At 67.0% G+C, this 24,738-nt stretch carries 27 protein-coding genes and 1 tRNA gene; 17 read left to right on the forward strand and 11 right to left on the reverse strand.

Annotated elements, in window-relative coordinates:
• The first annotated feature begins 75 nt into the window (after positions 1–75).
• The 9 genes from obgE to AX769_RS10255 all read left to right on the forward strand — a co-directional run bounded on the left by obgE (position 76) and on the right by AX769_RS10255 (position 8,122).
• Entirely contained in the window at positions 76–1,644 is a 1,569-nt protein-coding gene (gene obgE, locus AX769_RS10215) for a GTPase ObgE (protein WP_066278846.1), read from the forward strand.
• A gap of 122 nt (positions 1,645–1,766) precedes the next feature.
• Positions 1,767–2,555, forward strand: a complete 789-nt coding sequence (gene proB / locus AX769_RS10220; protein WP_066283477.1) for a glutamate 5-kinase — start codon at positions 1,767–1,769, stop codon at positions 2,553–2,555.
• A 292-nt stretch (positions 2,556–2,847) separates the two neighbouring features.
• Positions 2,848–4,131: a glutamate-5-semialdehyde dehydrogenase gene (locus tag AX769_RS10225; RefSeq protein ID WP_066278848.1), complete on the forward strand. Its 1,284-nt coding sequence runs from the start codon at positions 2,848–2,850 to the stop codon at positions 4,129–4,131.
• 34 nt (positions 4,132–4,165) lie between these two features.
• On the forward strand, positions 4,166–4,396 hold the full coding sequence (locus AX769_RS10230; RefSeq protein ID WP_066278850.1) for a hypothetical protein: 231 nt from the start codon (positions 4,166–4,168) through the stop codon (positions 4,394–4,396).
• A gap of 108 nt (positions 4,397–4,504) precedes the next feature.
• Positions 4,505–5,101, forward strand: a complete 597-nt coding sequence (gene nadD, locus AX769_RS10235) for a nicotinate-nucleotide adenylyltransferase (protein WP_066283479.1) — start codon at positions 4,505–4,507, stop codon at positions 5,099–5,101.
• Positions 5,102–5,651: 550 nt separating this feature from the next.
• Complete coding sequence (locus AX769_RS10240) at positions 5,652–6,713, forward strand: hypothetical protein (RefSeq protein ID WP_066278853.1); 1,062 nt, start codon at positions 5,652–5,654, stop codon at positions 6,711–6,713.
• A gap of 109 nt (positions 6,714–6,822) precedes the next feature.
• Entirely contained in the window at positions 6,823–7,200 is a 378-nt protein-coding gene (gene rsfS / locus AX769_RS10245) for a ribosome silencing factor (RefSeq protein ID WP_066278855.1), read from the forward strand.
• Between the two features lie 39 nt (positions 7,201–7,239).
• A complete protein-coding gene (locus tag AX769_RS10250; protein WP_066278856.1) occupies positions 7,240–7,938 on the forward strand; it encodes an AAA family ATPase in 699 nt (232 codons plus the stop codon).
• Positions 7,939–8,049: 111 nt separating this feature from the next.
• Positions 8,050–8,122: transfer RNA gene (locus AX769_RS10255), tRNA-Ala, on the forward strand.
• A 597-nt stretch (positions 8,123–8,719) separates the two neighbouring features.
• Here the strand turns inward: AX769_RS10255 and AX769_RS10260 are convergent.
• Positions 8,720–9,514, reverse strand: coding sequence for a CPBP family intramembrane glutamic endopeptidase (locus AX769_RS10260; RefSeq protein WP_082763688.1), 795 nt, complete (start codon positions 9,512–9,514; stop codon positions 8,720–8,722).
• 117 nt (positions 9,515–9,631) lie between these two features.
• Here AX769_RS10260 and AX769_RS10265 point away from each other — a divergent pair, with 117 nt between their 5' ends.
• From AX769_RS10265 to AX769_RS10280, 4 genes are read left to right on the forward strand one after another with little or no spacing between them, the layout of a single operon-like run.
• Positions 9,632–11,086: a polysaccharide biosynthesis tyrosine autokinase gene (locus AX769_RS10265; RefSeq protein WP_082763690.1), complete on the forward strand. Its 1,455-nt coding sequence runs from the start codon at positions 9,632–9,634 to the stop codon at positions 11,084–11,086.
• Positions 11,083–11,727 carry a low molecular weight phosphatase family protein gene (locus tag AX769_RS10270; protein ID WP_066278859.1) on the forward strand — a complete coding sequence of 215 codons (645 nt, stop codon included), beginning with the start codon at positions 11,083–11,085 and terminating at the stop codon, positions 11,725–11,727. Before AX769_RS10265 ends, AX769_RS10270 begins: the two co-directional genes overlap by 4 nt.
• Entirely contained in the window at positions 11,727–12,758 is a 1,032-nt protein-coding gene (locus tag AX769_RS10275; RefSeq protein ID WP_066278862.1) for a hypothetical protein, read from the forward strand. Before AX769_RS10270 ends, AX769_RS10275 begins: the two co-directional genes overlap by 1 nt.
• Positions 12,752–14,218 (forward strand): sugar transferase, encoded by a 1,467-nt coding sequence (locus AX769_RS10280; RefSeq protein WP_082763692.1) that lies wholly within the window; start codon positions 12,752–12,754, stop codon positions 14,216–14,218. The genes AX769_RS10275 and AX769_RS10280 overlap by 7 nt, the downstream gene beginning before the upstream one ends.
• Positions 14,219–14,419: 201 nt before the next feature.
• Here the strand turns inward: AX769_RS10280 and AX769_RS23895 are convergent, their stop codons facing one another.
• The 4 genes from AX769_RS23895 to AX769_RS10300 form a co-directional block, all read right to left on the reverse strand.
• A complete protein-coding gene (locus AX769_RS23895; RefSeq protein ID WP_066278867.1) occupies positions 14,420–15,274 on the reverse strand; it encodes a hypothetical protein in 855 nt (284 codons plus the stop codon).
• Between the two features lie 62 nt (positions 15,275–15,336).
• Complete coding sequence (locus AX769_RS10290; protein ID WP_066278869.1) at positions 15,337–15,735, reverse strand: hypothetical protein; 399 nt, start codon at positions 15,733–15,735, stop codon at positions 15,337–15,339.
• A 75-nt stretch (positions 15,736–15,810) separates the two neighbouring features.
• Positions 15,811–16,266, reverse strand: coding sequence for a ribbon-helix-helix domain-containing protein (locus tag AX769_RS10295; protein ID WP_066278871.1), 456 nt, complete (start codon positions 16,264–16,266; stop codon positions 15,811–15,813).
• Positions 16,263–16,538 (reverse strand): hypothetical protein, encoded by a 276-nt coding sequence (locus AX769_RS10300; protein ID WP_157887559.1) that lies wholly within the window; start codon positions 16,536–16,538, stop codon positions 16,263–16,265. The genes AX769_RS10295 and AX769_RS10300 overlap by 4 nt, the downstream gene beginning before the upstream one ends.
• A gap of 101 nt (positions 16,539–16,639) precedes the next feature.
• On the opposite strand from AX769_RS10300, the gene AX769_RS10305 reads away from it, so the two are divergent.
• Entirely contained in the window at positions 16,640–16,825 is a 186-nt protein-coding gene (locus tag AX769_RS10305; protein ID WP_066278876.1) for a hypothetical protein, read from the forward strand.
• A gap of 147 nt (positions 16,826–16,972) precedes the next feature.
• Here the strand turns inward: AX769_RS10305 and AX769_RS10310 are convergent, their stop codons facing one another.
• Positions 16,973–17,695, reverse strand: coding sequence for an SDR family NAD(P)-dependent oxidoreductase (locus AX769_RS10310; protein WP_066278879.1), 723 nt, complete (start codon positions 17,693–17,695; stop codon positions 16,973–16,975).
• Positions 17,696–17,785: 90 nt separating this feature from the next.
• On the opposite strand from AX769_RS10310, the gene AX769_RS10315 reads away from it, so the two are divergent.
• The 3 genes from AX769_RS10315 to AX769_RS26005 all read left to right on the forward strand — a co-directional run bounded on the left by AX769_RS10315 (position 17,786) and on the right by AX769_RS26005 (position 19,627).
• Positions 17,786–18,388: a TetR/AcrR family transcriptional regulator gene (locus tag AX769_RS10315; RefSeq protein ID WP_066278884.1), complete on the forward strand. Its 603-nt coding sequence runs from the start codon at positions 17,786–17,788 to the stop codon at positions 18,386–18,388.
• A gap of 289 nt (positions 18,389–18,677) precedes the next feature.
• The gene (locus tag AX769_RS23900) at positions 18,678–18,863 is read left to right on the forward strand and encodes a hypothetical protein (protein WP_157887560.1); all 186 of its coding nucleotides are present in this window, start codon (positions 18,678–18,680) and stop codon (positions 18,861–18,863) included.
• 71 nt (positions 18,864–18,934) lie between these two features.
• Positions 18,935–19,627, forward strand: coding sequence for a DJ-1/PfpI family protein (locus AX769_RS26005; RefSeq protein WP_369824087.1), 693 nt, complete (start codon positions 18,935–18,937; stop codon positions 19,625–19,627).
• Between the two features lie 61 nt (positions 19,628–19,688).
• Here AX769_RS26005 and AX769_RS26010 read toward each other — a convergent pair whose 3' ends face one another.
• The 5 genes from AX769_RS26010 to AX769_RS23040 form a co-directional block, all read right to left on the reverse strand.
• Positions 19,689–20,201 (reverse strand): serine O-acetyltransferase, encoded by a 513-nt coding sequence (locus AX769_RS26010; RefSeq protein ID WP_082763695.1) that lies wholly within the window; start codon positions 20,199–20,201, stop codon positions 19,689–19,691.
• Between the two features lie 19 nt (positions 20,202–20,220).
• A complete protein-coding gene (locus AX769_RS10320; protein ID WP_157887561.1) occupies positions 20,221–20,931 on the reverse strand; it encodes a glycosyltransferase in 711 nt (236 codons plus the stop codon).
• Complete coding sequence (locus AX769_RS23905; protein WP_157887562.1) at positions 20,861–22,156, reverse strand: putative colanic acid polymerase WcaD; 1,296 nt, start codon at positions 22,154–22,156, stop codon at positions 20,861–20,863. The genes AX769_RS10320 and AX769_RS23905 overlap by 71 nt, the downstream gene beginning before the upstream one ends.
• Entirely contained in the window at positions 22,153–23,331 is a 1,179-nt protein-coding gene (locus AX769_RS26015; protein WP_157887563.1) for a glycosyltransferase, read from the reverse strand. Before AX769_RS26015 ends, AX769_RS23905 begins: the two co-directional genes overlap by 4 nt.
• Before the next feature lie 145 nt (positions 23,332–23,476).
• A complete protein-coding gene (locus AX769_RS23040) occupies positions 23,477–24,595 on the reverse strand; it encodes an acyltransferase (RefSeq protein ID WP_082763700.1) in 1,119 nt (372 codons plus the stop codon).
• Positions 24,596–24,738: the final 143 nt, after the last annotated feature.

Raw genomic sequence — 24,738 nt, forward strand, 5'->3', positions numbered from 1 at the left:
GATGGGCGAGCTTCGGCTCGCCCATCCGTGTTTGCATCACCTGAAGCACGACCGACAGTCTGAGAAAATCTCCCCATGGCCACATTCGTCGACCAAGTGTCGCTCCACCTCAAGGCGGGCAACGGCGGCAACGGCTGCGTCTCGGTCAAGCGCGAGAAGTTCAAGCCGCTGGCCGGCCCCGACGGCGGCAACGGCGGCCACGGCGGCGACATCGTGCTCGTCAGCAGCAACGACGTCACCACCCTCCTCGGCTTCCACCGCAACCCGCACCGTTCGAGCCCCAACGGCGGCCCGGGCATGGGCGACCACCGCTCGGGTAACAACGGCGAGATGCTCGAGCTCGAGGTTCCGGTCGGCACCGTCGTCACCGACGAAGACGGCACCGAGCTGATCGACTTCGTCGAAGCGGGCCTGCGGTTCGTCGTCGCCGAGGGCGGCATCGGCGGCCTCGGTAACGCGGCGCTTTCGTCGACGAAGCGCAAGGCTCCCGGGTTTGCTCTGCTCGGCACCCCGGGGTGGCAGGGCGATGTCCAGCTCGAGCTGAAGGTCGTCGCCGACATCGCCCTCGTCGGCTACCCGTCGGCGGGCAAATCGAGCCTTGTCGCCGCGATCTCGGCGGCGAAGCCGAAGATCGCCGACTACCCCTTCACCACTCTCCACCCGAACCTCGGTGTCGTCGAGTCAGGATCGACGAGATACACGGTCGCCGACGTCCCCGGCCTCATCGAGGGCGCGAGCGAGGGCAAGGGTCTCGGCCTCGAGTTCCTGCGCCACGTCGAGCGCTGCTCGGCTCTGCTGCACGTGCTCGACTGCGCCACGCTCGAGCCGGGCCGCGACCCGCTGACCGATCTCGACGTGATCCTGGGCGAGCTTGCCGCGTACCCCGTGCCGGCCGGCCAGCTTCCGCTGCTCGAGCGCCCGCAGCTCATCGCCCTCAACAAGGTCGACGTGCCGGAGGCTCGTGAGCTGGCCGACTTCGTCACGGCCGACCTCCAAGAGCGCGGCTACCCCGTCTTCGAGATCTCCGCCGTGTCGCGGGCGGGTCTGCGTGAGTTGTCGTTCGCCCTCGCCGAGGTCGTCGAGGCCGACCGTGCCGTGCGTGCTGCCGAAGAGATGGCGCGCCCGCGCATCATCATGCGCCCGAAGGCGGTCAACGAGTCGAAGTTCGAGGTGCAGGTCGAGGGGGGCACCTACGGCAACGTCTACCGCATCCGCGGCGTCAAGCCCGAGCGCTGGGTGCTGCAGACCGAGTTCAACAACGAGGAGGCCGTCGGCTACCTCGCCGATCGCCTCAACAAGCTCGGTGTCGAAGACCAGCTGTTCAAGGCCGGGGCGATCGCAGGATCCACTGTGGTCATCGGCGGTGCCGGGGGCATCGTCTTCGACTGGGAGCCCACTCTCACCTCCACCGCCGAGCTCATGACCGCGGCGCGCGGCACCGACCCCCGACTGCACCAGTCGTCGAGGCAGACCCGCAACGAGCGCCGCGAAGAGTATTTCGCGCGCATGGACGCCAAGGCCGAGGCCCGCGCCGAGCTGATGCGCGAGCGCGCGGCCGGCCTGTGGACCGACGACGAGGGTTTCGAAGTGGGAGGCCCCGTCACCGACGACGACCTGCCCGGAGAGGACGACGAGCAAGAGTGACCGACGCCGCAGCCGACATCGAGACCGCCCTGCCTGCCGACGCGGCGCAGCCTGCCGACCCGGCGCAGCCTGCCGACCCGGCCCGGCCGCAGACTCGCCCGGTGCGGATCACCGCGGGCCGCATCCTGTCCCGCTCCGACGTGCCGCGCGCCCGTCGCGTCGTGGTCAAGGTGGGCTCGTCGTCGATCTCGGGCCCGAACGCCGACCAGATCGGGCCGCTCGTCGACGCGCTGGCCGCGACCTACGCGAGGGGCGCCGAGGTGATCCTGGTGTCGTCGGGCGCGATCGCCACGGGCATGCCCTTCCTCGACCTCGAGAGCCGGCCCACCGACCTCGCCACGCAGCAGGCGGCGGCGGCCGTCGGCCAGAACGTGTTGATCTACCGCTACCAGGAGAGCCTGCGACGGTACGAGATCGTGGCCGGCCAGGTGCTGCTCACGGCGGGCGACATCGACAACCCGACGTCTCGCGCGAATGCGCAGCGGGCGATGGAGCGGCTGCTGAAGCTCCGCATCCTGCCGATCGTCAACGAGAACGACACCGTCGCGACGCATGAGATCCGCTTCGGCGACAACGACCGCCTCGCCGCCCTCGTGGCGCAGATGGTCGAGGCCGACCTGCTCGTGCTGCTCTCCGACGTCGATGCGCTCTACACGAAGCCGCCGCACGAGCCGGGCGCTGTGAAGATCAGCGACGTCGAGTACGGCGACGAGCTCTCGGGCATCCGCTTCGGCGACGCCGGGGCGGCCGGTGTCGGCACCGGCGGGGCGAGCACGAAGGTGGCCGCCGCGCGGCTCGCGACCGAGTCGGGCACGCCAGTGCTCGTCACCTCGACCGCTCTCGTCACCGAGGCGCTTGCCGGCGCGCCGATCGGCACCTGGTTCGCCTCACGCGCTGCCCTCCGCGGCTGACCCCCGCCTGCCTCCGACTCCGTTTTACCTATAGGTAAGCCGTTGCGGCACAGAAACTTCCTGTCGCGAAACGCCCACCTATAGCTAAAACGGGGAGGTCCCCGCGGAACGGGGGCGGCCCCGGCGGAATGGGCCCGTCCGTTCTACCTATAGGTAAGCCGTTGCCGCATAGAAACTTCCTGTCGCAAAAGGCTTGCCTATAGGTAAAACGGGGGGCGGTAGCGGCGCAACGGGGCGGTAGCGGCGCAACGGGGCGGCCCCAGCGCAAGGGGTCGGCCGTACAATCGGGGGCATGACGATGACCGACGCCGCGACCACCGCCCGGCTGAGCCCCGCCCTCGTCGCGAAGCTCGAGCGGTCGCAGGCCGCCGCCCGCGTGCTGGCGACCGCCACCGCCGCCGTCAAGAACAGCGCGCTCCAGGCGATCGCCGACGCCGTGCGCACCCACGCCGGGCGCATCGTCGAGGCGAACTCCCTCGATCTCGAGGCCGGCCGGGCGAACGGTCTGTCGACGGGCCTGCAGGATCGCCTGCGCCTCGACACCGCGCGCCTCGAGGGCCTCGCCGTCGCCACCGAGCTCATCGTGGGGCTCGTCGACCCGGTGGGCGAAGCGCTCCGCGGTCGCATCCTGCCCAACGGTCTGCAGCTGACGCAGGTGCGCGTGCCGTTCGGCGTCGTCGGCGCCATCTACGAGGCCCGCCCCAATGTCACCGTCGACATCGCGGCCCTCGCGCTCAAGAGCGGCAACGTGGCCGTCCTCCGCGGTGGCTCTGCGGCTGAGAACACCAATCGCGTGCTCGTCGAGGTGCTGCAGGATGCCATCGCGAGCGTCGGCCTCCCGCGCGAAGCCGTACAGACGATCGACGAGTTCGGCAGGCAGGGCGCGACCGAGCTGATGCGGGCGCGCGGCTACGTCGACGTGCTCATCCCGCGCGGCAGTGCGCAGCTCATCGACGCCGTCGTCGCCGAGTCGAAGGTGCCCGTCATCGAGACCGGCGCCGGGGTCGTGCACGTCTTCCTCGACGAGTCGGCCGACGAGAAGTGGGCCGTCGACATCGTCACCAACGCGAAGGTGCAGCGCCCGAGCGTGTGCAACGCCCTCGAGACGCTGCTGGTGCATCGCGACTCCGCCCATCGGCTTTTGCCGCCTGTCCTGTCGGCATTGCGCGAGGCCGGCGTCACGATCCACGGCGACGACCGCACTCGGGCCCTCTTCGCCGATTCGGTGCCGGTGACCGACGACGACTGGGCGACCGAGTACATGACGCTCGACGTCTCGGTGCGCGTCGTGGACGACCTCGACCAGGCGATGGAGCACATCCGGCGATTCTCGACGCATCACACCGAGTCGATCATCACGAACGATCTCGGCCACGCCGAGCGCTTCCTCGCCGAGGTCGACAGTGCCGTGGTGATGGTCAACGCGTCGACGCGCTTCACTGACGGGGGTGAGTTCGGCTTCGGCGCCGAGGTCGGCATCTCGACTCAGAAGCTGCACGCGCGTGGCCCGATGGGCCTGCCCGAGCTGACGAGCAGCAAGTGGATCGTGCGCGGGTCGGGCCAGATCCGCGACTAGACTCGACCCTGTTGTACGCGCCTCGAACGGAGAAATGATGCTGACGCTGGTCACGGCCCTCACCACTACGGTTCTCGCCCTCGAAGAGAAGGCCCCGACGTTCGCTCCGCCCTACTTCGTCGCGATGATCGCCGCCATCGTCTTCGCCTTCCTGGGGTTCGTCACCTTCAGCTACAAGAACGTCGCCAACCGCCAGGCCCCGGGCCGTGTGCCGGTGCGGCACGAAGAGGCCATCGATGAGTTCGGCCACGCCGAAGAGCACTAGTCGCGCCTCGCGCCTGCACTCGTGACGAGCATCCACGCCGTGCCCTTCGACTCCCTGCCCATCGACTCGGCAGTGATCGAGTCGGGTCGTCGACCGCGCATCGGCGTGATGGGCGGCACTTTCGATCCCATCCACCACGGCCACCTCGTCGCGGCCAGTGAGGTAGCCCGCGAGTTCGAGCTCGACGAAGTCATCTTCGTGCCGACGGGCCATCCCTACATGAAGAACACCGTGACGGCCGGCGAGCACCGCTATCTCATGACCGTCATCGCGACGGCGTCGAACCCGATGTTCACGGTCAGCCGGGTCGACATCGACCGCGAGGGTGTCACGTACACGATCGACACCCTCCGCGACATCCGGGCGCTGCACCCCGACGCCGATCTCTTCTTCATCACCGGGGCCGACGCGGTGGCGCAGATCCTCGAATGGAAAGATGTGCAAGACCTGTGGGATCTCGCACATTTCGTGGCTGTTTCACGGCCAGGACACGACCTCAGCGTCAGCGGCCTGCCCGAGAGCGAAGTAAGCTTGCTCGAAGTTCCCGCCCTGGCGATATCGTCGACCGACTGTCGCAGCCGCGTCGGCCGGGGGCGCCCGGTCTGGTACCTGGTCCCTGACGGTGTCGTTCAATACATCTCCAAGCACCACCTGTACCGCGCTCTCGAGCCGGTCACGAACCACACGATCCCGGAGACTGCATGAGTTCGACCAACGGCCAGCCACCCCTCACCAGGCGGCAGGTTCGCGACCTCGAACGGGCGCGCGAGGCTGGTGAGGCCATCACCGGCAGCATCTCCGTCGTCTCCGGCTCTCCTGTGCCGTCCAACATGCCCGTGACGACGCCGTCGCCGGCGACCCCGCCGTCGCGCGGCACCGAGCAGGCCACCAACCGCCCGGGCTCTCACGTCGCAGCCCCCACGTCGGCCGCCGCCCCCGGGTCGGCCCCACTGGTCGACGGCCACGCCCCCACCCGTCGTGAGCTTCGTGCTCAGCGTGAGGCGTCGGCTCCTGCCGTCCCGACCCCGGTGCCGCTCAAGGCGCCGCAGCCGGCGAGCGACCGCAACCTGTCGGACGCCCTCAGCCACGTCGCCGACATCGGGGCGCAGGGGCCGGCCGCCACGCAGCCTGCTGCCGTGCAGCCCGCCGCCGCACCGCGCGACGCATCGCCCGCCAGCCCGAGTTCACCGCCCCAGGCCGGCGCCCCGAGCCGCGCGCCTTCCGTCGCACCGACGACACGCCGTCTGTCACGCCCGTGTCGACAGCGTCGCAGGATGCCACGGGTGACGAGGGCGCGTCGGCTCCTGTCCGCCGCCGGTCCACCGGCTCCGAGCCGGTCGTGTCGGGGCTCGCCTCGTCGACCCCGCCGCCCACCTCCACCCCCACGGTCTTCCCGTTCGCACTGTCCGGCGGGTCGGCCCCGACGACGTCCGGGTCGGTTCCGACGTCCGGGTCGGTTCCGACATCGGTGGCTGCCGCTGCTTCGGCTTCGGACGCGCCTGACGCGTCGACCGCTGACGCGTCGACCGCTGACCCGTCGACCGCCGCCGCGTCGACCGCCGCCGCGTCAGGCCCCGCCGTGCCGACCCCGGCCGCGTCGTCTGGTGCCGCATGGGCTTCGGCCGCAGAGACCCCGGCCGCAGAGACCCTGGCCGCAGGGACCCCGACCGCTGCGCCAGCCGAGAGCCCCGCGCCTGGGACGCCCGCCGCTTCGACGACGTCAACGCCCTCGGATCCTGCCGCCCCCACCCCTTCTGCGTCGCGCACGGCGCCGCCCGCCGCCCAGCCTCGTCGGGCGCCGAGCATCCCGGCCTCCGTGCCCGAGTCGCAGCCGTTCGTGCCGCCGACCGGCCACTGGTCGACGCAGGCCGACCTCGACGACGACACGGTCGAGACCGTCGGCTCGCACTTCGGCACGATGACGGGCCAGCAGAACGCGCTGATCGTGAACGACGACAGCCTGCCCGACGTCACCGGCGCCCTCAACGCGACCGGCGAGGTCATCATCACCGGCTCGATCGACCTGCCGCGAAGCCTCGCGACGACGGGCTCGCACAACGTGCAGCGCATCGACGGCGCCGACATCGACCGCATGCTCGAAGAGGGCGACCGTGAGACGGCCTCCAACGAGGCGACTCCGGTGCGCGCCAGCCGCGCCGTCAGCGCCAACACGTCGACGCGCGCCGTCGTGCTCGCGGGGGGCAAGCCGAAGACCCACCGCCTGCCAATCATCCTGACGTGCTGTGGAATCGCGCTGGGTCTTGTTATCGTGGGCCTTGTCGTCTGGGGTCTCACCTCCGGCGTCCTCTCTCATTGAGAACTGTTTCTTCGTTCTTCACAGCACCGACCAACAGCACCGACCAACGACTCCGGGCGGCCGCACCTCTGGCCGTCCTCTTCTGTTTTTCTCCCTCACTAAGGAATCCGTGACCGCCACTCCCGAAGCAATCGAGCTCCTCCACATCGCCGCCCGCGCGGCCGACGCCAAGCAGGCCGAAGACCTCGTCGCCCTCGACGTCTCCGAGCCGCTGGCTCTCACCGACGTCTTCCTCCTCGCCTCCGGCCGTAACGAGCGCAACGTCATCGCCATCGCCGGCGAGGTCGAAGACAAGCTCATCGAGGCCGGCCACAAGCCGCTTCGCCGCGAGGGCCGGTCCGAAGGTCGCTGGGTGCTGCTCGACTTCGGCGACATCGTCGTGCACGTCTTCCACGAAGAAGACCGCCAGTTCTACTCGCTCGAGCGCCTCTGGAGCGACTGCCCCGCAATCGCCCTCGACCTCGAGACCACCTCGCAGGACGCGTAGGCCAGCTTCGCTGTCGGTGGGGCGTGGCATCCTGATGCCGTGATCATCGACCGGCTGAGCGTGCCCGAGGCCCTCGTCGACCGCAGCGAATGGCCGTTCACCGTGCCCGCCGTGCGGGCGCTCGTCGACGGCGGGCTGACGCTCACCGCGCCCGTGACCTTCTTCGTGGGCGAGAACGGCACCGGCAAGTCGACCGTGGTCGAGGCCCTCGCCGAGAAGTGGGGGCTCGACGTGCGCAGCGGCAAAGGCGGCCACAAATACGCCTCCGAGCTGTCGAAGTCGACGCTGGGCGAGGCATTGCGCATCAACCGCGTCGCCACCGGCATGGTCGGGCGCAAACAGAAGGGCTTCTTCCTTCGCGCCGAGACGGCCACGGTCGAGTTCGAGCGCCACTTCGATTTCGGCGACGAGTTCACCGAGGCCAGCCACGGCGAGAGCTTCCGGGCCGCGTTCGACCAGTTCTTCGGCGAGAAGGGCCTCTACGTGCTCGACGAGCCCGAGTCGGCTCTCTCATTCACCGCCTGCCTCAAACTGCTGTCGACGTTCTCGCGCGTGCAGACAACAGGATCACAGGTCGTCTGCGCCACCCACTCGCCGCTCCTCACTGCTCTGCCCGGCGCCGACATCGTCGAATTCGGTGACCACGGCCTGCGCCGCGTCGCCTGGGCCGACCTCGAGATCGTTCAGCACTGGCGCCGATTCCTCACGGGGCCGGAGGCGTATCTGCGCTACCTCTGACGCCCGACCGGGGTGGTCTTGCACAGTGTCAAAATGTAGTAATCTGGACAGGTTGCTTCGGCCGGAGGGGTTCTTCCGGGTGAAGCGGTAGCGACTGTCGAAAGACACCGCGGGTCTGTGGCGCAGCTGGTAGCGCACCTGCATGGCATGCAGGGGGTCAGGGGTTCGAGTCCCCTCAGATCCACGAGACGGAAATGGCCTCACCCTTCGGGTGGGGCCATTTTCGCGCTGTGCTGTGCTGGGCGCCCGCGCGCCCGTCGCGCCCGTCGCGCCCGCGCCGCTCTCGCCGAGGCACCACGAGTCAGACAAAGTGAGCGGCGCGTCGCAGTGAATCCCGTCTGATCCGAGGTGCCTCGGCGGCGGGCCGCCCGGGGGAGCGGGGCCGGGCTCGCGGGGTGGGGGGCTCGCAGAAGTGCGCGAGCGAGAGCACGGTCGGCGAGCGCCACGCCTGGCGGAGGAAGCGCAGTCGCGGGGTGCCGGCTGTGCGAAAGCGGCGGCCGGGCAGTCCGGCAGGCCGGGCCGGCGGGCCGGCGGGCCGGCGGGCGGGCGGGCGGGCCGGCGGGCCGGCAGGTCGGGCCGGTGCCCCGGCGCAGCACGGACGGCGCCGAACGGCCGAGGCCCGGCAGCCGGTTCGGCATCGCCGAATCAGCGGGACGGAGCCGAACGGCCGAGGCCCGGCAGCGGCTTCGGCACCGCCGAATCAGCGGGACACCGGCGAAGCCGGGGGTGTTCTGCTGAATCGCGGGTGTCGGGCGCGCGGGTTGTGCAAACGGGGCGGCGGCTATCGCGGCCAGGTGAGCAGCACGGCGACGCCGTTGAAGACGACGTGGGCCACGATGGCTCCGCCGAGGCGACCTGTGCGCACGACGACGGCGCCGGCGGCGATGCCGAGCACGAAGGTGCCGCCGACGGTCAGCACGATCGGCGCCGACGGTGCCACCAGCACGTGCACGACGGCGAACACGACCGCCACGAGGGCTGCCGCGGTCCACACCGCGAACCGATCGGGCGTCGCCGCTGAGCCCGCACCAGCGGCCGTATGAGCCGGCCCGGCCAGCGCCCGCGCCACCGCACCCTGCAGCACCCCGCGAAAGAACAGCTCTTCGATGACAGGGGCCACGACGACCGGCGCGAGGATGACCGCCGCGGCGAGCGCACCCGTCGGCCCGCCGCCGAGGGTCGGCTGCGGCGCCAGCCCCGTCGAGCCGGTCACGGCCACGGTCAGCAGCGCGTCGATCGCGCGGGCGAGCAGCCCGGCGCCGAGCCCGAGGGCGACATCCGGCAGGAGGTTCGAGGCGAACGAGCCGCGCGACGCGAGACTGGTGAGGCGACCACCCGCCGCGATGACGACGGCCGCCACGAGCGGCACCCACACCCCGATATAGCCGAGCCAGACGCCTGGGGCCCCGCCCGGGGCGAGAGGGTGAGCGATCAGGATCCTGGTGGCCACGATCGCGACGACCAGGGCGACGCCGCAGATGACGAGAACCGCCGCAAAAGAGAGACGCGGCCCGCCAGACGCAGCACGAGGCGCCCCCGAAGGCGCCCCCGCACCCCCCGTTTCGCCCCTGCTCATGGCCCCAAACTAGAGCACGCGAGCGCGGCGTCGTCTCACGCACCTCCCGGGCTGTGAGAATATGTCGAAGTGCGGCCGTAATTCAGGGGGCCGCACCGGGCAAGGGGAGGCCGAAGCGTGGAGCTTCGCGATTACATCACGGTGTTGCGCAAGGGATGGGTGCTCATCCTGGTGCTGGCACTCGTCGGCGTGGCCGCCGCAGCGGCCTATTCGATCGTCAAGAAGCCGGTGTTCAGCGCCTCGGCGCAGGTCTTCGTCTCGACGCAGTCGTCGGGCAGCGTGACCGATCTGGTGCAGGGCTCGACGTTCACGCAGCAGCGGGTGACCACCTACGCGAACCTCGTGACGACCCCGATCGTGCTGCTGCCGGTCGCCACCAGCCTCAAGCTGAACCTCACTGCCGCGCAGCTGGCGGCGATGGTCTCGGCCGACGCCCCGCTCAACACGACCCTGATCCAGATCACGGCGACGTCGACGAACGCAGTCGAGGCGGCGAATATCGCGAATGCGACGTCGCAGAGCCTGACGAACGTGGTGCAGCAGATCGAGGCGACCGGTGCCACCGACACCTCGCAGGTGAAGCTGACTCGAGTGCAGGAGGCGCAGGTGCCGAGCGCGCCGGTCAGCCCGAAGGTGCCGCTGAACGTGATCCTGGGCCTGCTCGTCGGTCTCGCTCTCGGCGTCGGCATCGCCGTGCTGCGGGAGGCCCTCGACAACCGGGTGCGCAACGAGGCGGACGTCGAGCGGATCACCGACGCGCCGATCGTCGGCGGCATCGCGTACGACTCGAAAGCGTCGACGCGCCCCCTGATCGTGCAGGCCGACCCGCGGAGCCCCCGGTCGGAGTCGTTCCGCACGCTGCGCACGAACCTGCAGTTCTTGGACATCGAGGGCAAGGCGCGCAGCTTCGTCGTCACCAGCTCGGTCCAGTCGGAGGGCAAGAGCACCACCGTCGCGAACCTCGCCATCACGCTCGAGAACGCCGGCTATCGCGTCATCGTGATCGACGCCGACCTGCGGCGCCCGAAGCTCGCGACCTACATGGGCCTCGAGGGCGCGGTCGGCCTCACCGACGTGCTGATCGGCCGTGCCGAGTTGCAGGATGTCGTGCAACCCTGGGGCCGCGGCTCTCTGCACGTGCTGCCCGCGGGCCAGATCCCGCCGAACCCGAGCGAGCTGCTCGGCTCGCGCCAGATGCAGAACCTGATCCAGCAGCTCGAGCAGCAGTACGAGTACGTGCTGTTCGACGCCCCGCCGCTCTTGCCCGTGACCGACGCGGCGATCCTGGCCAAGAGCGCCAGCGGCGCCATCGTCGTCGTGGCGGCCGCTCGCACGCTCAAGAACCAGTTGAGCGGCGCCGTCGCCACCCTCGAGAACGTCGGCGCGCCCGTGTCGGGCATCGTGCTCACGATGATGCCGACGAAGGGCCCGGACGCCTACGGCTACGGCCGCTACGGTTACGCCTCGGGCTACGGGGTGCCCGACGACAAGGGCGGCGACAAGGGCTCTGACAACGAGCGCGACACCGAGCCGGTCGCCCTGCCCGTCGGCGTCCGCCGGACCTCGCGGTGAGACCGGACGGCTCCCCGTTCGTCGTGCTGACGGTCTGCACGGGCAACATCTGCCGTTCGCCGCTGGCCGAGCAGCTGCTGCGGGCCCGCCTGGACGCTGCCGAGGGCACCTCGACGGCGAACAGCGCCATGGCACACAACGCCACGCTGCACGGCTTCACGATCCACAGCGCCGGCACGATCGCCGACGACGGCGAGCCGATGGACGAGACGGCTGCCGAGATGTCGAGGCGCTATGGCGGCGCCCCTGACGAGCACCGCGCGCAGCACCTCCGCGCCGGCCTCGTCGCCGAGTCGCACCTCGTGCTGACGGCGACCCGCGCTCACCGCGCCGCCGTCGTGCAGCTACTGCCGCGCGCCAGCCGCTTCACCTTCACCCTGAACCAGTTCGCCCGGCTGATCGCCGCCGTCGACCCGGCCGACCGTGCCGCGTGGCACCAGCCGGAGGACGTCGTCGCCTCAGCCGCGGCCCTGCGCGGCGTCGTCGTGCCGCCCGACGACGAGCGCGACGACGACATCGTCGACCCGTATCAGCGGGGTCTCGTCGTCCACGAAGAGGCGGCGGCCGAGATCGACGCCGACGTGGCCGTGATCGCGGCGGCCTTCGGTGAGCTGCCTCCGCTCGGGCAGGCTGGGGCCTGATGGCGAGACCGTGGGGGAGGGGCCGCACCCCGCTGCTCGAGTCGCGCTGGCGTTTCGTCGTGCTCGGCGGCCTCGCGGCGTTCGTGGTGCTCGACATCGTGCTCGTCGTGATCGCCGCCCACGGCGTCGCCCCGCAGCCGGCGACGACGCCCGGGCCGATCCCGACCTACACGAGCACCCCGACGCCCGAGCCGACCGCCGGATCGACGCCTACCCCGTCGCCCTCGGCGACCACGGGTGCGGGCAGCGATGCCGCGGCGTCCGGGGCATCGTCGACCACCGGCCCCGCGCCGCTGATCTCTGCCGTGAGCGCGACCGAAGCCTGGCGCGCCACCTCCGGCACCTGCCCCACGAGCGACGGCAGCACCGCGGCGACCGCCACGGTCGCGACCGTCGAGCACACCACCGACGGCGGCGCCACCTGGTCGCCCGTCTCGCTGGGCGCGCAGGCCGTCGACACCGTCGTCGCCCTCGACGGCGGCTCGTCGCGCACCGTCGTGGTCGGCGGCGACGGTTCGTCGTGCGCGGTCGCCGCGGCTGAGTCGTTCACGAGTGGAATGTTCTGGGCGGCATCGCCCTCGAGCCTCACCTCGTCGGCCTACATCGTGCCGTCGGCCTCGTCGCTGCACCTCACGTCCGGGGCCGCCGCGTCGCCGTGCACTGCCCCCGAGAGCGTCGTCGAGGGCGCCACCGAGACGGCGGTCGTCTGCTCTGACGGGTTGCAGGTGCGGGCGGGCGCAGGATCCTGGTCTCGCGTGGGCGTGTCGGGCATCGTCGCCATCGCACCCACGACCGGCTCGTTCACGATCGCTCGCACGGGGGTGAAGGGCTGCGCCGGCCTCGACGTCGAATCGCTGGCAGTGCCGGTGACCGCCTCGTCGACCGCGACGGCTCTCGGGTGCGCGAGCATCGCCGACCGTGCCGCGCCTCTGACCGCGGCGACGGTCGCGCTCTCGCGCACCGGCTCGGACGTGTGGCTGTGGGTGGGTGGGAAGACGCTGGTGTCGACGGATGGCGGGGTCACGTGGTGACGACGCAGGGGGCCGGCACGACGAACACCTGGACCCAGGCGTACGCGCGGCGCCTCCGCGTGACCGACCTGCTCGTGCTGGTGTGGGTGGTGTTCGGGGTGCAGATCGCCTACTTCGGGTTCGACAGCCAGAACGTGTCGATCGCGAACAACCGCAACGACCTCGCCATCGGCTACACCGCGGTGTCGGTCGTGGTGATCCTGGCCTGGATGGTGATGCTGTCGCTCTACGACACCCGCAACTACCGGGTGATCGGCGGCGGCTCGGGCGAGTACCGCCAGATCGTCGACTGCAGCGTGCGGCTGTTCGGTCTCGTGGCGATCTTCGCCTTCCTGTTCAAGGTCGAGCTGGCGCGCGGCTACATCCTGATCGCGCTGCCGCTCGGGGTGCTGGTGCTGTTGTTCTCGCGCTGGATGTGGCGGCAGTGGCTCGGGGTGAAGCGCAACCTGGGCGAGTACACGGCGCGCGTGCTGCTGGTCGGCACCGAAGAGACGGCGCTGCACTTCCAGCGCGAGCTGGCCCGCCACCCCGAAGAGGGTTACCGCGTGGTCGCCGCCTGCATCCCCGGCGGGGTGCTCGGCAACCGGCTCACCGGCACGGATGTGCCGATCGTCGGGCCGATCACGGGGGCTCTCGACGCGCTCGAGACGTCAGGCGCCGACACCGTGGTGGTCACGGGCGCGTCCGAGCTCGGCCCGCAGGGTCTCCGTCAGCTCAGCTGGGGCCTCGAGGCCGGCCAGCAGCACCTGATCGTGGCGCCCAGCCTCACCGACATCGGCGGCCCCAGGATCAAGACGCGGCCGGTGGCAGGCCTGCCCCTGATCCACGTCGAGACGCCTCGTTATGAGGGCAGCAAGCTCGTCGCCAAGCGCACCTTCGACATCGTCGGGTCGGCGCTCATGATCGCCGTGCTGTCGCCGCTGCTGCTCGTGCTCGCCCTACTGGTGAAGGCCTCGTCGCCGGGCCCGGTGCTCTACAAGCAAGAGCGGGTCGGGCTGAACGGCGACGCCTTCCACATGCTCAAGTTCCGGTCGATGCGAAACGACGCCGACGCCGAGCTCGCGGCCCTTTTGGCATCGCAGGGCAGTTCTGACCGGCCCCTGTTCAAGGTGGCGAACGACCCCAGGGTCACCACGGTCGGGCGCACCTTGCGCAAACATTCCCTCGACGAATTCCCCCAGCTGTTCAACGTGCTGCTCGGCTCGATGAGCCTCGTCGGCCCCCGCCCCCAGCGAGACGGCGAGGTGGCGCTCTACGACGACGCGGCCCGCCGCCGCCTGTTGCTGAAGCCGGGCATGAGCGGCCTGTGGCAGGTCGGCGGGCGGTCGTCGCTCGGCTGGGAGGACGCCATCCGGCTCGACCTGTTCTATGTCGAGAACTGGTCGATCCTCGGTGACATCGTGATCCTGTGGCGCACCTTCCGTGCGGTGCTCGCGCCGTCGGCGGAGGAGGCGCACTAGCGACCTGGCCCGCGGCGCTACCCCTGAACTCTGCCGACCGGCAGGGACTCTGCCGACCGGCACGAACTCCGCGCCGCGGGCTAGAGCTTCTGCCGCATTCCGGAGTTCAGCGGCCCGCGCCAGCCCGCGCGATCCGCGCCAGCCCGGCCAGCCCGGCCAGCCCGGCCAGCCCGGCCAGCCCGGCCAGCCGCGCCAGCCCGCTCAGCTCGAGAAGGCCACCGTGACAGTGCCGCCGGCCCAGGTGACCGAGTACGTGTCGGATTGCAGGGTCATGCCGGTCTTGCCGAACTGCAGGCTGGCCGAGCACTCTGTCGACGCGTCGCCCGTTGCGCTGTTCGGGTCGCTGCTCGCCGCGATCAGGCAGAAGCCGGCGGGTTTGCCGACCTGGCGGGCCACCCACACCGCCGCCGCGCCCCGGCCGGTGGCGACGCGTCGCGTGGACGAAGCCACGACGAGCGTCTCCTCGCCGAGCACGGCCGGGACGGCGTCTTGCGCGGTGCGGGCGCGCGAGAGCAGCTTCTCGGCCGCGGCGACGTTCACCGACACCTTCCCACGCAGAGAGCCGTCTACCGGCGACAGCACGGTGGGGCTGCCGGAGCCGTCGAAGTGGGTCGAATCGGAGTCCGACCCACCGTCGGCGACAGCCCAGCCGGGTTGAGTCGTGTCGAGGTTCGTCACCGGCTCTGTTGTGGCGCGCGACGAGGCGGTGGCCGCGGTGTGCGGGCTGAGCAGAGCGCCGATCGCGATGCCGACGACGAGGGTGCCGGCGGTGGCCGCGGCGATGGTGGCGATGAGGCGGCGACGGGGGTGGCTCGAGCGGCTCCGCGGCCTCAGCGGGGGTGACTCCGCGTCTGCCGCGAGCCCCGCCCCTCCCTCGACCTCTGCCTCTGGCTCCTGGGCCGCAGGCACCTCGTGCTCTAAGCCCGGGTCACCGTCAGCACGGGGCGGCTCAGCCGCCTCGGCCCACTGCCGCAGCGCGGCTGTTCTCTCGGCGGCGGTCGCACCCGCCCCGAACGCCGCCTGCTCCAGCTCTGCTTTCCGCGCCCCCGGCTCCACAGCCGAACAGTAGCCGATCCGCGTGAACGCCGCACTGGCGCTTCAACTCGGGCCGGCCGGGGTCAGCTCTCGGTCGAAGGGCGGGGCTTTCCGTCAGAGTGCGCGAAGAGAAAGAGCTCGATGAGCAGGATCACGCCGCCCGGCACGAGCGTGCCGACGCCGAGCCAGAGCCAGGCGCTGGCGGCCGCGGCGCCGGGGTAGTTGAAGGTCGTCGAGGTGACGCCCTCGACGGAGTCGTAGGCGCTGGTGAGGGCGATGCGGCCCGCGATAGCGCTGACCAGCCCGAACACGGTGAGTGTGCCGCCGATCACCAGGATCCAGATGTGCGCCACTTGAGAGGAGGTCCACGGCGCTCGAGGCGGTTCGGCCGGCAGGTCTCGCGGCCCCGCCCGGAACAGCGACCGCTCGTTGGGCAGGCCGCGGGTGGGGCCGTCGGTCGGCGGCGTGGAGGCATTGCTCATGCCCCGAACCTAGCGACCCCTCGGCCGGCCCCAAAAGCCCCCGATCGAGAGTCGCCACAACGGGAGGAGGGATTGTCAGGCTCTGCCGACGGGAATGCCGCGTTCGCTCAGAGCTCTGAGCACGGCGAGTTCGGCGTCGGTCACCTCGAGAGTGACGACACCCCGGCGGCGTCGCCCCTTCGCAGGAACTGGTGGTGCCACGTCTTCGCGGTACCGCGCAAGCACGAGTCGCAGCCCTTCTCGCAACAACTCGCTCTTCTGCAGGTGCGTCACTGCCGCCACACTTTCGAGTTCGGCGGCTTGCTCGGCCGGGACACGAAATCGGAGAGTCGGCGACTCGCTTCCGGAGCTGCCGAGTGAGGCCCGTCCGCGGCGGGCGCGCTCCAGGACATCGCCGGCCGGCACGTCATCGTCGAGCAGCATCCTTCCGATCTCGCGTGCTTCGTCGCCCGTGATCGGAGCGGGCCGCTCGGGCCACGGTGTCAACGGCAGGTTCGGGTCGGCCAGTTGCTCGTTTGTACTCTTCGTCATCTTCTCGTCGCCTCCTCGAGGAAAGGCCGAAACCTCGGCCCCAACTCCATTGCGTGGAACACATTCTTGTCACCGGACGGCAGAGCTCGGATCGGGAGCTCGATCCAGCGCTCGGTCTGCCCGTGTGGATGCCCGATAATGAGCAGCACCTCGGACTCGATCAGTTCGACCACGGCCGGGTTGCCGATCGCGAATTCCTGGTCTTCCTCCGGGACGCCGTGTTTGCGGGACGAGGAAGAAAAGGAAATCGGAGCCATCCCCAATTGTGCCACGAAAATAATTCTGTGGTACGAATGCTTTACTGAGTGCGCATCGGTTTTGAGGTGACTGAGGCGCCAAGCACCGCCACCGTCCGCGTGACTAGGCTCGCGGCATGTCTCTGCATCCTTCTCAGAAGTTCGTCACCGTCACCGCGAAGAACCTCGAGGCGGCCGCGAACGCCCTCACCGAGGCCATCGCGCCCTACCCGAACGCGCGCGTCACGTCGCTCGTCGAGCAGACCAACACGACCACACGCTTCGGGGTGGTCTCGCTGCTCGCCGTCGTCGACCACGAGTAGCCCCGAGGCGACTCCGGTGCGCTGCGGACACGATTTCGGCCGAGGTCCCAGCGCCGCGGCCCTGGGACCTCGGCCGAAATCGTGCCCCTCGATGATCGCTCGCGCAGGGCGGCTTTCCACCCGCGGAGGGCGAGCGCCCGCACGCCCCTACAGCGACGCCAGGTCGAACGCCAGCGACGGCCCAGCGAGCGTCTTCTTCGCCTCGGCACTCATTGGGTCCAGGATCTCGACGTCGCCGGCCTCGAGACCGTCGAGCGCGAGTCGCGCGAGTGCAGCGGGCTCGATCAGAAGGTGCTCGGGTAACGGAAGCCCCTGGGCGGTGGCGAAGTCGCGGAGCGTCTTCGTGGCGATGAGCCCGGGCACCAGGGCGCTGACCAGGGTGTTCTGGCCGGCCAGCTCGACGCGGACGCCGTTGGTCAGGCCCCACTCGGCCGACTTCGCCGCCGCGTAGGAGGTGTTGCCGTCGACGGTGTTCCAGGCCGCCGCCGACAGGACGTTCAGGATCGCGCCGCCGCCGTTCCGGGCGAGCACCGGGGCGAAGGCACGGATCATCGTGAGGGCGCCGTAGTAGTTCGAGTCCATGACCGCGCGGATCCTGTCGAGGTCGCCGGTGACGAGGTTTCCGCCGTCGGTGAAGGCCGCGTTGTTGATCAGGATGTCGACGTCGCCGGCAGCCGCGGCAGCCGCATCGACGGACGCCTGGTCGGTGATGTCGAGGGACAGCACCTCGGCTCCGGGCAGGTCGACGAGCTCGGGTCGGCGAGCCGTCGCGTACACCTTCGCGCCGCGACGCAGCAGCTCGGTGGCCAGGGCGAGACCCAGGCCTCGGTTGCTGCCGGTGACGAGAGCGGTTGAGCCGGCGATTTCCATGTGTTCCTCCATAAAGTGACCGTGCGGTTATCTTGCGATCTCACTGTAGATACAAAGTGACCCACCGGTCAACTTGCTAGGATCAGCCGCATGCCTACTCCTGTCAAACCGGTGCGCGCCGATGCGGTGCGCAACCGGGCGCTGCTCCTCGCTGCCGCCGAGGAGGAGTTCGTCGAGCGCGGGTTGGACGCCTCGATCGCCGACATCGCGGCGCGGGCCGGCGTCGCGAAGGGCACCGTCTTCCGTCATTTCGACACGAAAGACGACCTCATCGCGGCCATCGTCGAGACGCACATGATCGCGCTGACGACCACTGCACACCGCCTCCTCGAGTCCGACGATGCGGGCGCAGCCCTGCTCGAGTTCCTGACTGTGGCGGCCGATCGCCGGCAGCAGCGCGACGTCAGTTTTCTGATGACCGCCAGCGCGGCGAACCCGCTCGTGGCGACCCTCCGCGACGACCTCGTCGCCGATGTGGGGTCGCTCGTCGAGAAGGCCCGCAATGCCGGTGCCATCCGCGCCGACATCACCGGCACCGACGTCTTCCTGCTCATCTGCGCGCCCGTGCACGTGGTCGAGTTCCTCGCCGACCCGCCGCCCGATCTCTGGCGCCGCTACCTCGGCATCATCTTCGACGGGATGCGCCCGCAGGGTGCGACTCCGTTGTCGATGCCGGCGCCGAGTTGGCCGTGATGGTCGCCTTGCTCACCTGAGCGACACGAGGGGGGCCCGCGGCGCTCGGGGCGGAGCGGCTGGCAGGTCTCGCGGCCCGGCTCTCAACAGTGGCCGCTCGTCGGGGTAGGCCGCGGGTGAGATCGTCGTCGGTCGGCGGCAGGGAAGAATTGCTCACGGCCCAACCGAGCGACCCCTCCTCCGCCGCAGGAAGCCCCCGATCGAGAGTCGCCCTACTTGTCGCATCGCACCGGGCTTAAAGCGACTGGGGTGCCAGCGACGCCACCAGCCGTGTGACGAGGCTCGCCGCATGTCTCTGCATCCTTTCCAGATGTTCGTCACCGTCACCGCGAAGAACCTCGAGGCGGCCGCGAACGCCTTCACCGAGGCCATCGCGCCCTACCCGAACGCGCGCGTCACGTCGCTCGTCGAGCAGACGAACACGACCACACGCTTCGGGGTGGTCTCGCTGCTCGCCGTCGTCGACCACGAGTAGGCCTGTGGCGGCTTCGGTGCGGTTCGTCGCTGCTCTTCCCGGACGTCACGCAGCTCGACCTCACCGGCCCCGTGCAGCTGTTCTCGCGCCTGCCCGGTGCGACGACCGATCTCGTCTGGCACGACCTCGATCCGGTTGCGACTGACTCGGGCTTGTCGATGCTGCCCACCACGACCTTCGACACGGCCCCGCAGGCCGACGTGCTGATGGTGCCCGGGGGCCAGGGCACCTTCGACCTGATGGGCCACGCGGTAGCCCTCGACTTCGTGCGAACACAGGCGCAGGAGGCTAGGTACGTCTCCAGCGTCTGCACCGGAGCGTTCGTCTTTGGGTGCGGCCGGCCTGCTGAAGGGCCGTCACACCACGCACAGGGCTTCGCACGCGATGCTGCCGCTGCTCGGGATCACCCCCGTGCACGAGAGCGTCGTGCACGACGGCAACCTCGTCACCGGCGGCGGTGTGACGAGCGGCATCGACTTCGCCCTGACCGTCGCAGGCGAGGTCTACGACGCCGACACCGCCCGCCGTGTGCAACTCACGATGGAGTACGACCCGCAGCCGCCCTTCGACTCCGGTTCGCCGACGAGCCCGGGGGCCGACGCATCCTCGCCGAGACTGGCGCACGGCGCCTCGGCGGGCGGCTCCATCACTCACGCAAGAATCGGATTGCCAGGGGATCGCTCGGTGGCTCGCCCGCTGCTGGCTCCCGCAGTCCTCTGGCCGATCAAATGCGCGGAACGGTTGAGGGCGTGCTGCACAAATAGACGTTGGTGCGACAACTCTGCGCATCGTCCGCGATTAGAGTTGAGATGGTCCTCAGACCATTTACGATATAGGCCTTGCCGGAATTCCGACAACAGTTTGCCCGCTAGGAACGTCCTTCAGAACGACACTCATTGCCCCCACTACAACATTATCGCCGAGTCTAATACCCCCTAGAACCTGAGCGTAGGCGCCCAAGGAGACGTTGTTCGCGAGTGAAGGGCACTTCCCGCCGTCTTGCTGCGTCCCAAGCGTGACGCCCTGACGCATGACGCAATTTGACCCGATGACCGTTGACGGATTGACGATGATCCCGCCGAAATGGTGGATGAGAAGGCCAGGCCCGATGCTCGCCTTTCTAGGTATGTCGATCCCTGTAAGAAGTCGAACGACGGAATAGAGGAAGAAATACAACCCATGCGCCGCCGGCCGAATCGGCAGGGGGGCCCACATGGTCCACCTGCCAAACCGATAGACGGCGATCGCCCAAAGAGCCGGTTGAAGGAGCCATGAGCCAGTCGGATATCTCCTAAAATCTTGCTTCCAATATCCGGATTCAGGGAATGGGCGGCGCATCCAAGCTCCTCTTGCTGGTCTAGTGATTTGAAAGTATTTGACGTAGTAGCCGCGAAATGCGGTGGCGAACCTGGCTGAGGCTCTGATGCCAAATAGAAGTACCCAGGATGTACTTCTGAACCTGCCTTGCTTCAGCTGCAACGCGGTGGGCTTGCGACGAGGAAACGCCGTCGGCGTAGAAACGCGCAATGGTGAGGTGTTCGACCCGGGCCGGTACCTGATCGGTCAACATTTGCGCGGTCAGTTGATAGTCGGCAGAAATTGTGAAATTGGGATCGTAGCCCACATTCTTGGCTAAAACTGTGGGATACAAAATCGCCTGATGCGAAGTCGGTAGACCATGCCAAATATATTTTGCAGGCCGTGCACGGCGGTGGATGCTCCGGTCGGCGAATGCCAACTCATAGTCAGCGAGAATCATCGTCTCGCTGTTGCGCCTAAGAAGACTTTCCACATCCAAATAATCGCTAACGAGGCACTCGTCGCCGCCGTTTAGGAACCAAATGAATTGGCCCCTTGCCTTCTGCATGCCCTTATTCATGGCATCATAAATTCCCCCGTCCCTCCCCGTGTCGACCTGCGCCCACGGGAAGTCTCGAGTTGCCTCCTCGAGGCCTATCGCGGTTCCCCCGTCCATGACGATGACTTCTAGACTGCCATCAGCAGATGTCATGAGTGCGCGCACGGATTCGAGTGTTCTTCGTAAACCCGACACGTCGTTGTAGGTCACGGTTACGACCGTCAGGTCGATTCTCGGTGTACTCAATTTGCGATTCTCCCATCCTGGCCGAGCGGTAGGTGGAGAGCAGTATCCACGTCATCAGGCCAAACTCAGGTGCAACTATCCCGCCGGAAAAGAGCATCGCTCCCAGAAGCCATATAGGCCCCACCCAAGTCACGACTGAGGGTCCACCCCTCTGAGATGGACGGAATAGTCCCCGAACAGCCCAACCTGCAAAGAGGAGCAGGAGACCAAGGCCAATCCACCCGAAGTAATAGATCACCACGTAGAGACCATTATCGAGGGAGATGGTCTGCTGGACTCCATCCATGACTAATCCGTATTTGGCAACGACGTCGTAGATCGAACCCAATGGCATGCCGAGCGGATGCAACGTTAGTACATCTCGAATTACTTTTATTGGTTCAACGAGGCGATAGTTTGCGCTCGATCCGGTCGCGTTGATGGACGATAGCCTTCCAACCAGGTAGCGTCCGAGGATAGCTACGAGCAGAAGCGAAGCCGTGACCACTGCAATCGCTATTCCAGGCTTCGACTTCATTGCGAAAATCAACGCTATGCAAAGCAGCAGAATTAGGCCCGTTGCGGACTGAGTACAGGCCATCCCGACGAAAGCGAGGATCAAAGTGCTCTTAAGATGTTTGCGTTGAAGAAGAAGCGCCACACTCAAAGTGCCAATGACAAACGCGTCGTAAGACGGTTCAAGGAAGAAGCCCTCTGCACGCGGATAAGACGTGAACTGCAGTTCGGGTGCGTACTGATGGCCGTATTGAAAGCTGCGGAACGGATTAAAAAAGAAGCCAATGCCAAAGTGCCCGCTGGCGACCTGAACTGCTGAAAGGGTCACAACAACCGCTAAACATGCCCTAAGTGCACCCCAGAGAGCAGGCGAAGCCCAGAGCTCATCTCTAAATCCTCTTGAACTACCCGCGATGAAGAAAGTTGTGACCAAGGCAAGCGCAAGCGTTGTGCCAAAATCAAAAGCATTGGTTGTTTCTGGCTGGACAAGCGCGGCCAAAGAGGCTAAAGCTAACAATGGCATCCATACTGCCGTCAGAACTTGCAGTGATATGCCTCGACTTGCGAGTGCCACAAGGACGCAACCGGAGAGAAACCCTAGTGTCAGGGGGTATGTTCCGATGTTAACCAGTGCAAAATGCTGACTGATGACGGTAATGAATGCGAATATACCGACCAAATTCTGACGATTCATCGAGCTGTCAATTCTTCGTATATCGAGATATATTCGTCCGCCATCCTCGTAGGGGCAAAGAATTCCTGAATGCTCGACGAGATGGTCTCGTGCGTACCGACTCGCAGGTCTCGCGAATGCTTTGAAACGGCTTCAAGGAGAGACCTTTCGTTTGCGAATGTGTGGACTCGCGGTTCGGAGCTGAACTCGCGGGCGGCTTCAGAGTCAATTGCGAATACCTCCATTCCTGCCGTCAGTGCCTCAATGATTGTTAGGGGAAAGTAGTCGACTCTAGAGGTGAATACGAGGCGAGTGTGGCTCTTCATGAGTGCGGCCAGCGCGGTTCTATCTGAAAGCGCCGGCAACGAGGTTGCGCCCTCGACGGATTGTTCGGCATTGTCCCCCACGATTGTCAAAGTGTGGTTAGGCAACGTGGCTAGGGTACGAAGCAACGGCCAGCTCACCTTATTGGCGTCACGAAGGTCTCGACACATAAAAAGGGTCGAGTCTGCCTGATTTTGCGCCCTTTCAGTCACCTTGCAAGCCTCCCAGAAACTGGAATCGACCGCATTCCGAACTACGGATACCCCCGCGGGATATGCGATGAGAGCTTCGCGAGCGAGCCAGTCAGCACAGGCGACCATGCGGAACGGGACGGCCTTGCTCAAACGGTCGATGAGATCTCGGCGCTCACGCCACCGCCGTGCAGCATTGTCGACTTTTGCGGGAGGATATGCGGCAAGGTTAGGGCATGCCAGGCAACCCGTCTTCCACCCGGCGCAGTCTCCTGGTTGGGCGCATCGTCCGGTCATGGTCCATTGATCGTGAAGTGTCCACACGACGGGTTTTCCTGCGTCGACTAAAGCGTCGACCAAGATTGATGCATCGACTATGTGGCTGTGGACCGCGTGAAGGTGAATTACATCGGCTGATGCCAGACGCTCTCGAAAGGCGTTCCATTTAGAGTGGCTCGTCAGCTTGGTCTCTCTGCCGATCAACGAGTAGGCAGCTCGGTTCAACGCGGCAATAGGTGCGGGCGTAATCCTGAGCGCATCGTATTCGACCTCAAGTGGGGACGGCGCTCCGCCTTTAGAATAGCCGTAGGCGAAGGGGCTCTCGATGCCTCGGCTCCGCAACTCATCCGCGAGCGTCCTGGCAACGCCAGCCGCACCGCCTTCCGAAAGGCGGACATTCATTTGAATCACGTTTGAGATGGGCACAAGTCTCCAATGAGGTCGTGGGGTCCTTGGGCGAGGGCGCGAGATGAATCCAGAACGCCGCAAGGGAACTTGCGGCCGATTACTCGGCGTGCACGAGCGGTCTGCGCGCCATCCAACCGTGTCATTTGACCCTCAGTAGCTTTCTGACATAGCCACGGACTGAGTCCGTTCTGTCCTCAAATACACGGGCAAACAGGAGGGCAATCATCACGAGCCCAACGGTGATTGCGAAGAGAGCGATCCAATGTTCTGGGTCCGAGGGCCAGCGGTGACCGAGTCGGATGCCCCATACGGAAGCTACGAGAACAAGGATTGGGGCATGGATGGCATAGAGCGAGTAGGAGCTATTCGCTAATCCTGAGAGATATCCGACGGGTCCCATGCTCCAACGTCGATTCTCAAATCCAGTGGTCATTGACGCTAAAAGGAGCACACAAACTATTGCAACGAGATAGTCAGAAACGCTTGTCGAGACATGGAGGCCACGAACTGCAAGGGACACGCCGAAGGTTGCGGCCACGAGCAGCCAGCGCAAGCAGGTCATCAGCTTGCCATTCTCAATCAGCCGTGATCTTTCGATTCGAGGCCTTAGAACGGCAACACCGGTTCCTGCGAGCCAGATAGGAAGATAGCTGAGGACGTCCAGGCCGACCACAATGGTCGTGAGAAGGAACAGGAGAGCCCAAATTGCAATCGCCCGCTTTCGGCGGAAGATGCCAAGAACGACGAAGGCTGCCAACACGTACATCCAAAATTCATAGCCAAGCGACCATAGTGACGTGTTTGAGCCAAAGGTAGGTACGCGTATGGCGCCTAAAAACAAAGCATTGCCGAAAAATGTGGGCGCCGTTATTGGTAATTCCGCGGGCGGAACCAAGCCGTTGTAGACGGGGCTGCCACGATATGTGGACATCCACCCGAACCAATGCCGCCCGATGACATCGAGCAACAGTGTAAGAAGTAGGGCCGGAATGAGAACCATCCAAAGTCGGACTACTCTGCTGCCCACGTAGTTTCGCCACGTGAATTTCTGTCTATTCACTTGCCTAACGAGACTTCCACCCACCCAGTAGCCGCTAAGCACAAAGAAAATAACGACCGCTTGGTGACCGATTGAAGTCAGTCCGTAGAACAAAGTTTGGATAGCTGAAGGGTTGACTGAGGAATAGTTTTCGAAGAAGATCATCCGCGCGTGGCCCAGAACGACGAAGAAGGCCGCAGCGAAGCGAATGAGATTCATGGGGCCGTTGTCACCACGAGTCGCAACTGCCCTGAGATGCCGGTTCGATTCCGCTGCATCTGCATCGTTGACACTCCGTACAGTTGGCCGATTTTCGGGCGCGGAAGCGAACTCAGGCAATGGGACGCTCTCCAATTCGATCC

Origin of the sequence: Frondihabitans sp. PAMC 28766 (genome assembly GCF_001577365.1) — a bacterium.
In the GTDB taxonomy this organism is placed as follows: domain Bacteria; phylum Actinomycetota; class Actinomycetes; order Actinomycetales; family Microbacteriaceae; genus Frondihabitans.

Bases quoted from the DNA above. Each gene is read 5' to 3' on its own strand.
- obgE (WP_066278846.1), top strand. From the start codon at position 76: ATGGCCACATTCGTCGACCAAGTGTCGCTCCACCTCAAGGCGGGCAAC.
- AX769_RS23905 (WP_157887562.1), bottom strand. From the start codon at position 22,156: ATGAATCGTCAGAATTTGGTCGGTATATTCGCATTCATTACCGTCATC.
- AX769_RS10305 (WP_066278876.1), top strand. From the start codon at position 16,640: ATGTCTCTGCATCCTTCTCAGAAGTTCGTCACCGTCACCGCGAAGAAC.
- AX769_RS10225 (WP_066278848.1), top strand. From the start codon at position 2,848: ATGACGATGACCGACGCCGCGACCACCGCCCGGCTGAGCCCCGCCCTC.
- AX769_RS26015 (WP_157887563.1), bottom strand. From the start codon at position 23,331: ATGAATGTCCGCCTTTCGGAAGGCGGTGCGGCTGGCGTTGCCAGGACG.
- AX769_RS10275 (WP_066278862.1), top strand. From the start codon at position 11,727: ATGGCGAGACCGTGGGGGAGGGGCCGCACCCCGCTGCTCGAGTCGCGC.
- AX769_RS23040 (WP_082763700.1), bottom strand. From the start codon at position 24,595: ATGAATCTCATTCGCTTCGCTGCGGCCTTCTTCGTCGTTCTGGGCCAC.
- AX769_RS10310 (WP_066278879.1), bottom strand. From the start codon at position 17,695: ATGGAAATCGCCGGCTCAACCGCTCTCGTCACCGGCAGCAACCGAGGC.
- AX769_RS10260 (WP_082763688.1), bottom strand. From the start codon at position 9,514: ATGAGCAGGGGCGAAACGGGGGGTGCGGGGGCGCCTTCGGGGGCGCCT.
- AX769_RS10290 (WP_066278869.1), bottom strand. From the start codon at position 15,735: ATGAGCAATGCCTCCACGCCGCCGACCGACGGCCCCACCCGCGGCCTG.
- AX769_RS23900 (WP_157887560.1), top strand. From the start codon at position 18,678: ATGTCTCTGCATCCTTTCCAGATGTTCGTCACCGTCACCGCGAAGAAC.
- AX769_RS26010 (WP_082763695.1), bottom strand. From the start codon at position 20,201: ATGCGCCGCCCATTCCCTGAATCCGGATATTGGAAGCAAGATTTTAGG.
- nadD (WP_066283479.1), top strand. From the start codon at position 4,505: ATGGGCGGCACTTTCGATCCCATCCACCACGGCCACCTCGTCGCGGCC.
- AX769_RS10315 (WP_066278884.1), top strand. From the start codon at position 17,786: ATGCCTACTCCTGTCAAACCGGTGCGCGCCGATGCGGTGCGCAACCGG.
- AX769_RS10295 (WP_066278871.1), bottom strand. From the start codon at position 16,266: ATGACGAAGAGTACAAACGAGCAACTGGCCGACCCGAACCTGCCGTTG.
- AX769_RS10230 (WP_066278850.1), top strand. From the start codon at position 4,166: ATGATGCTGACGCTGGTCACGGCCCTCACCACTACGGTTCTCGCCCTC.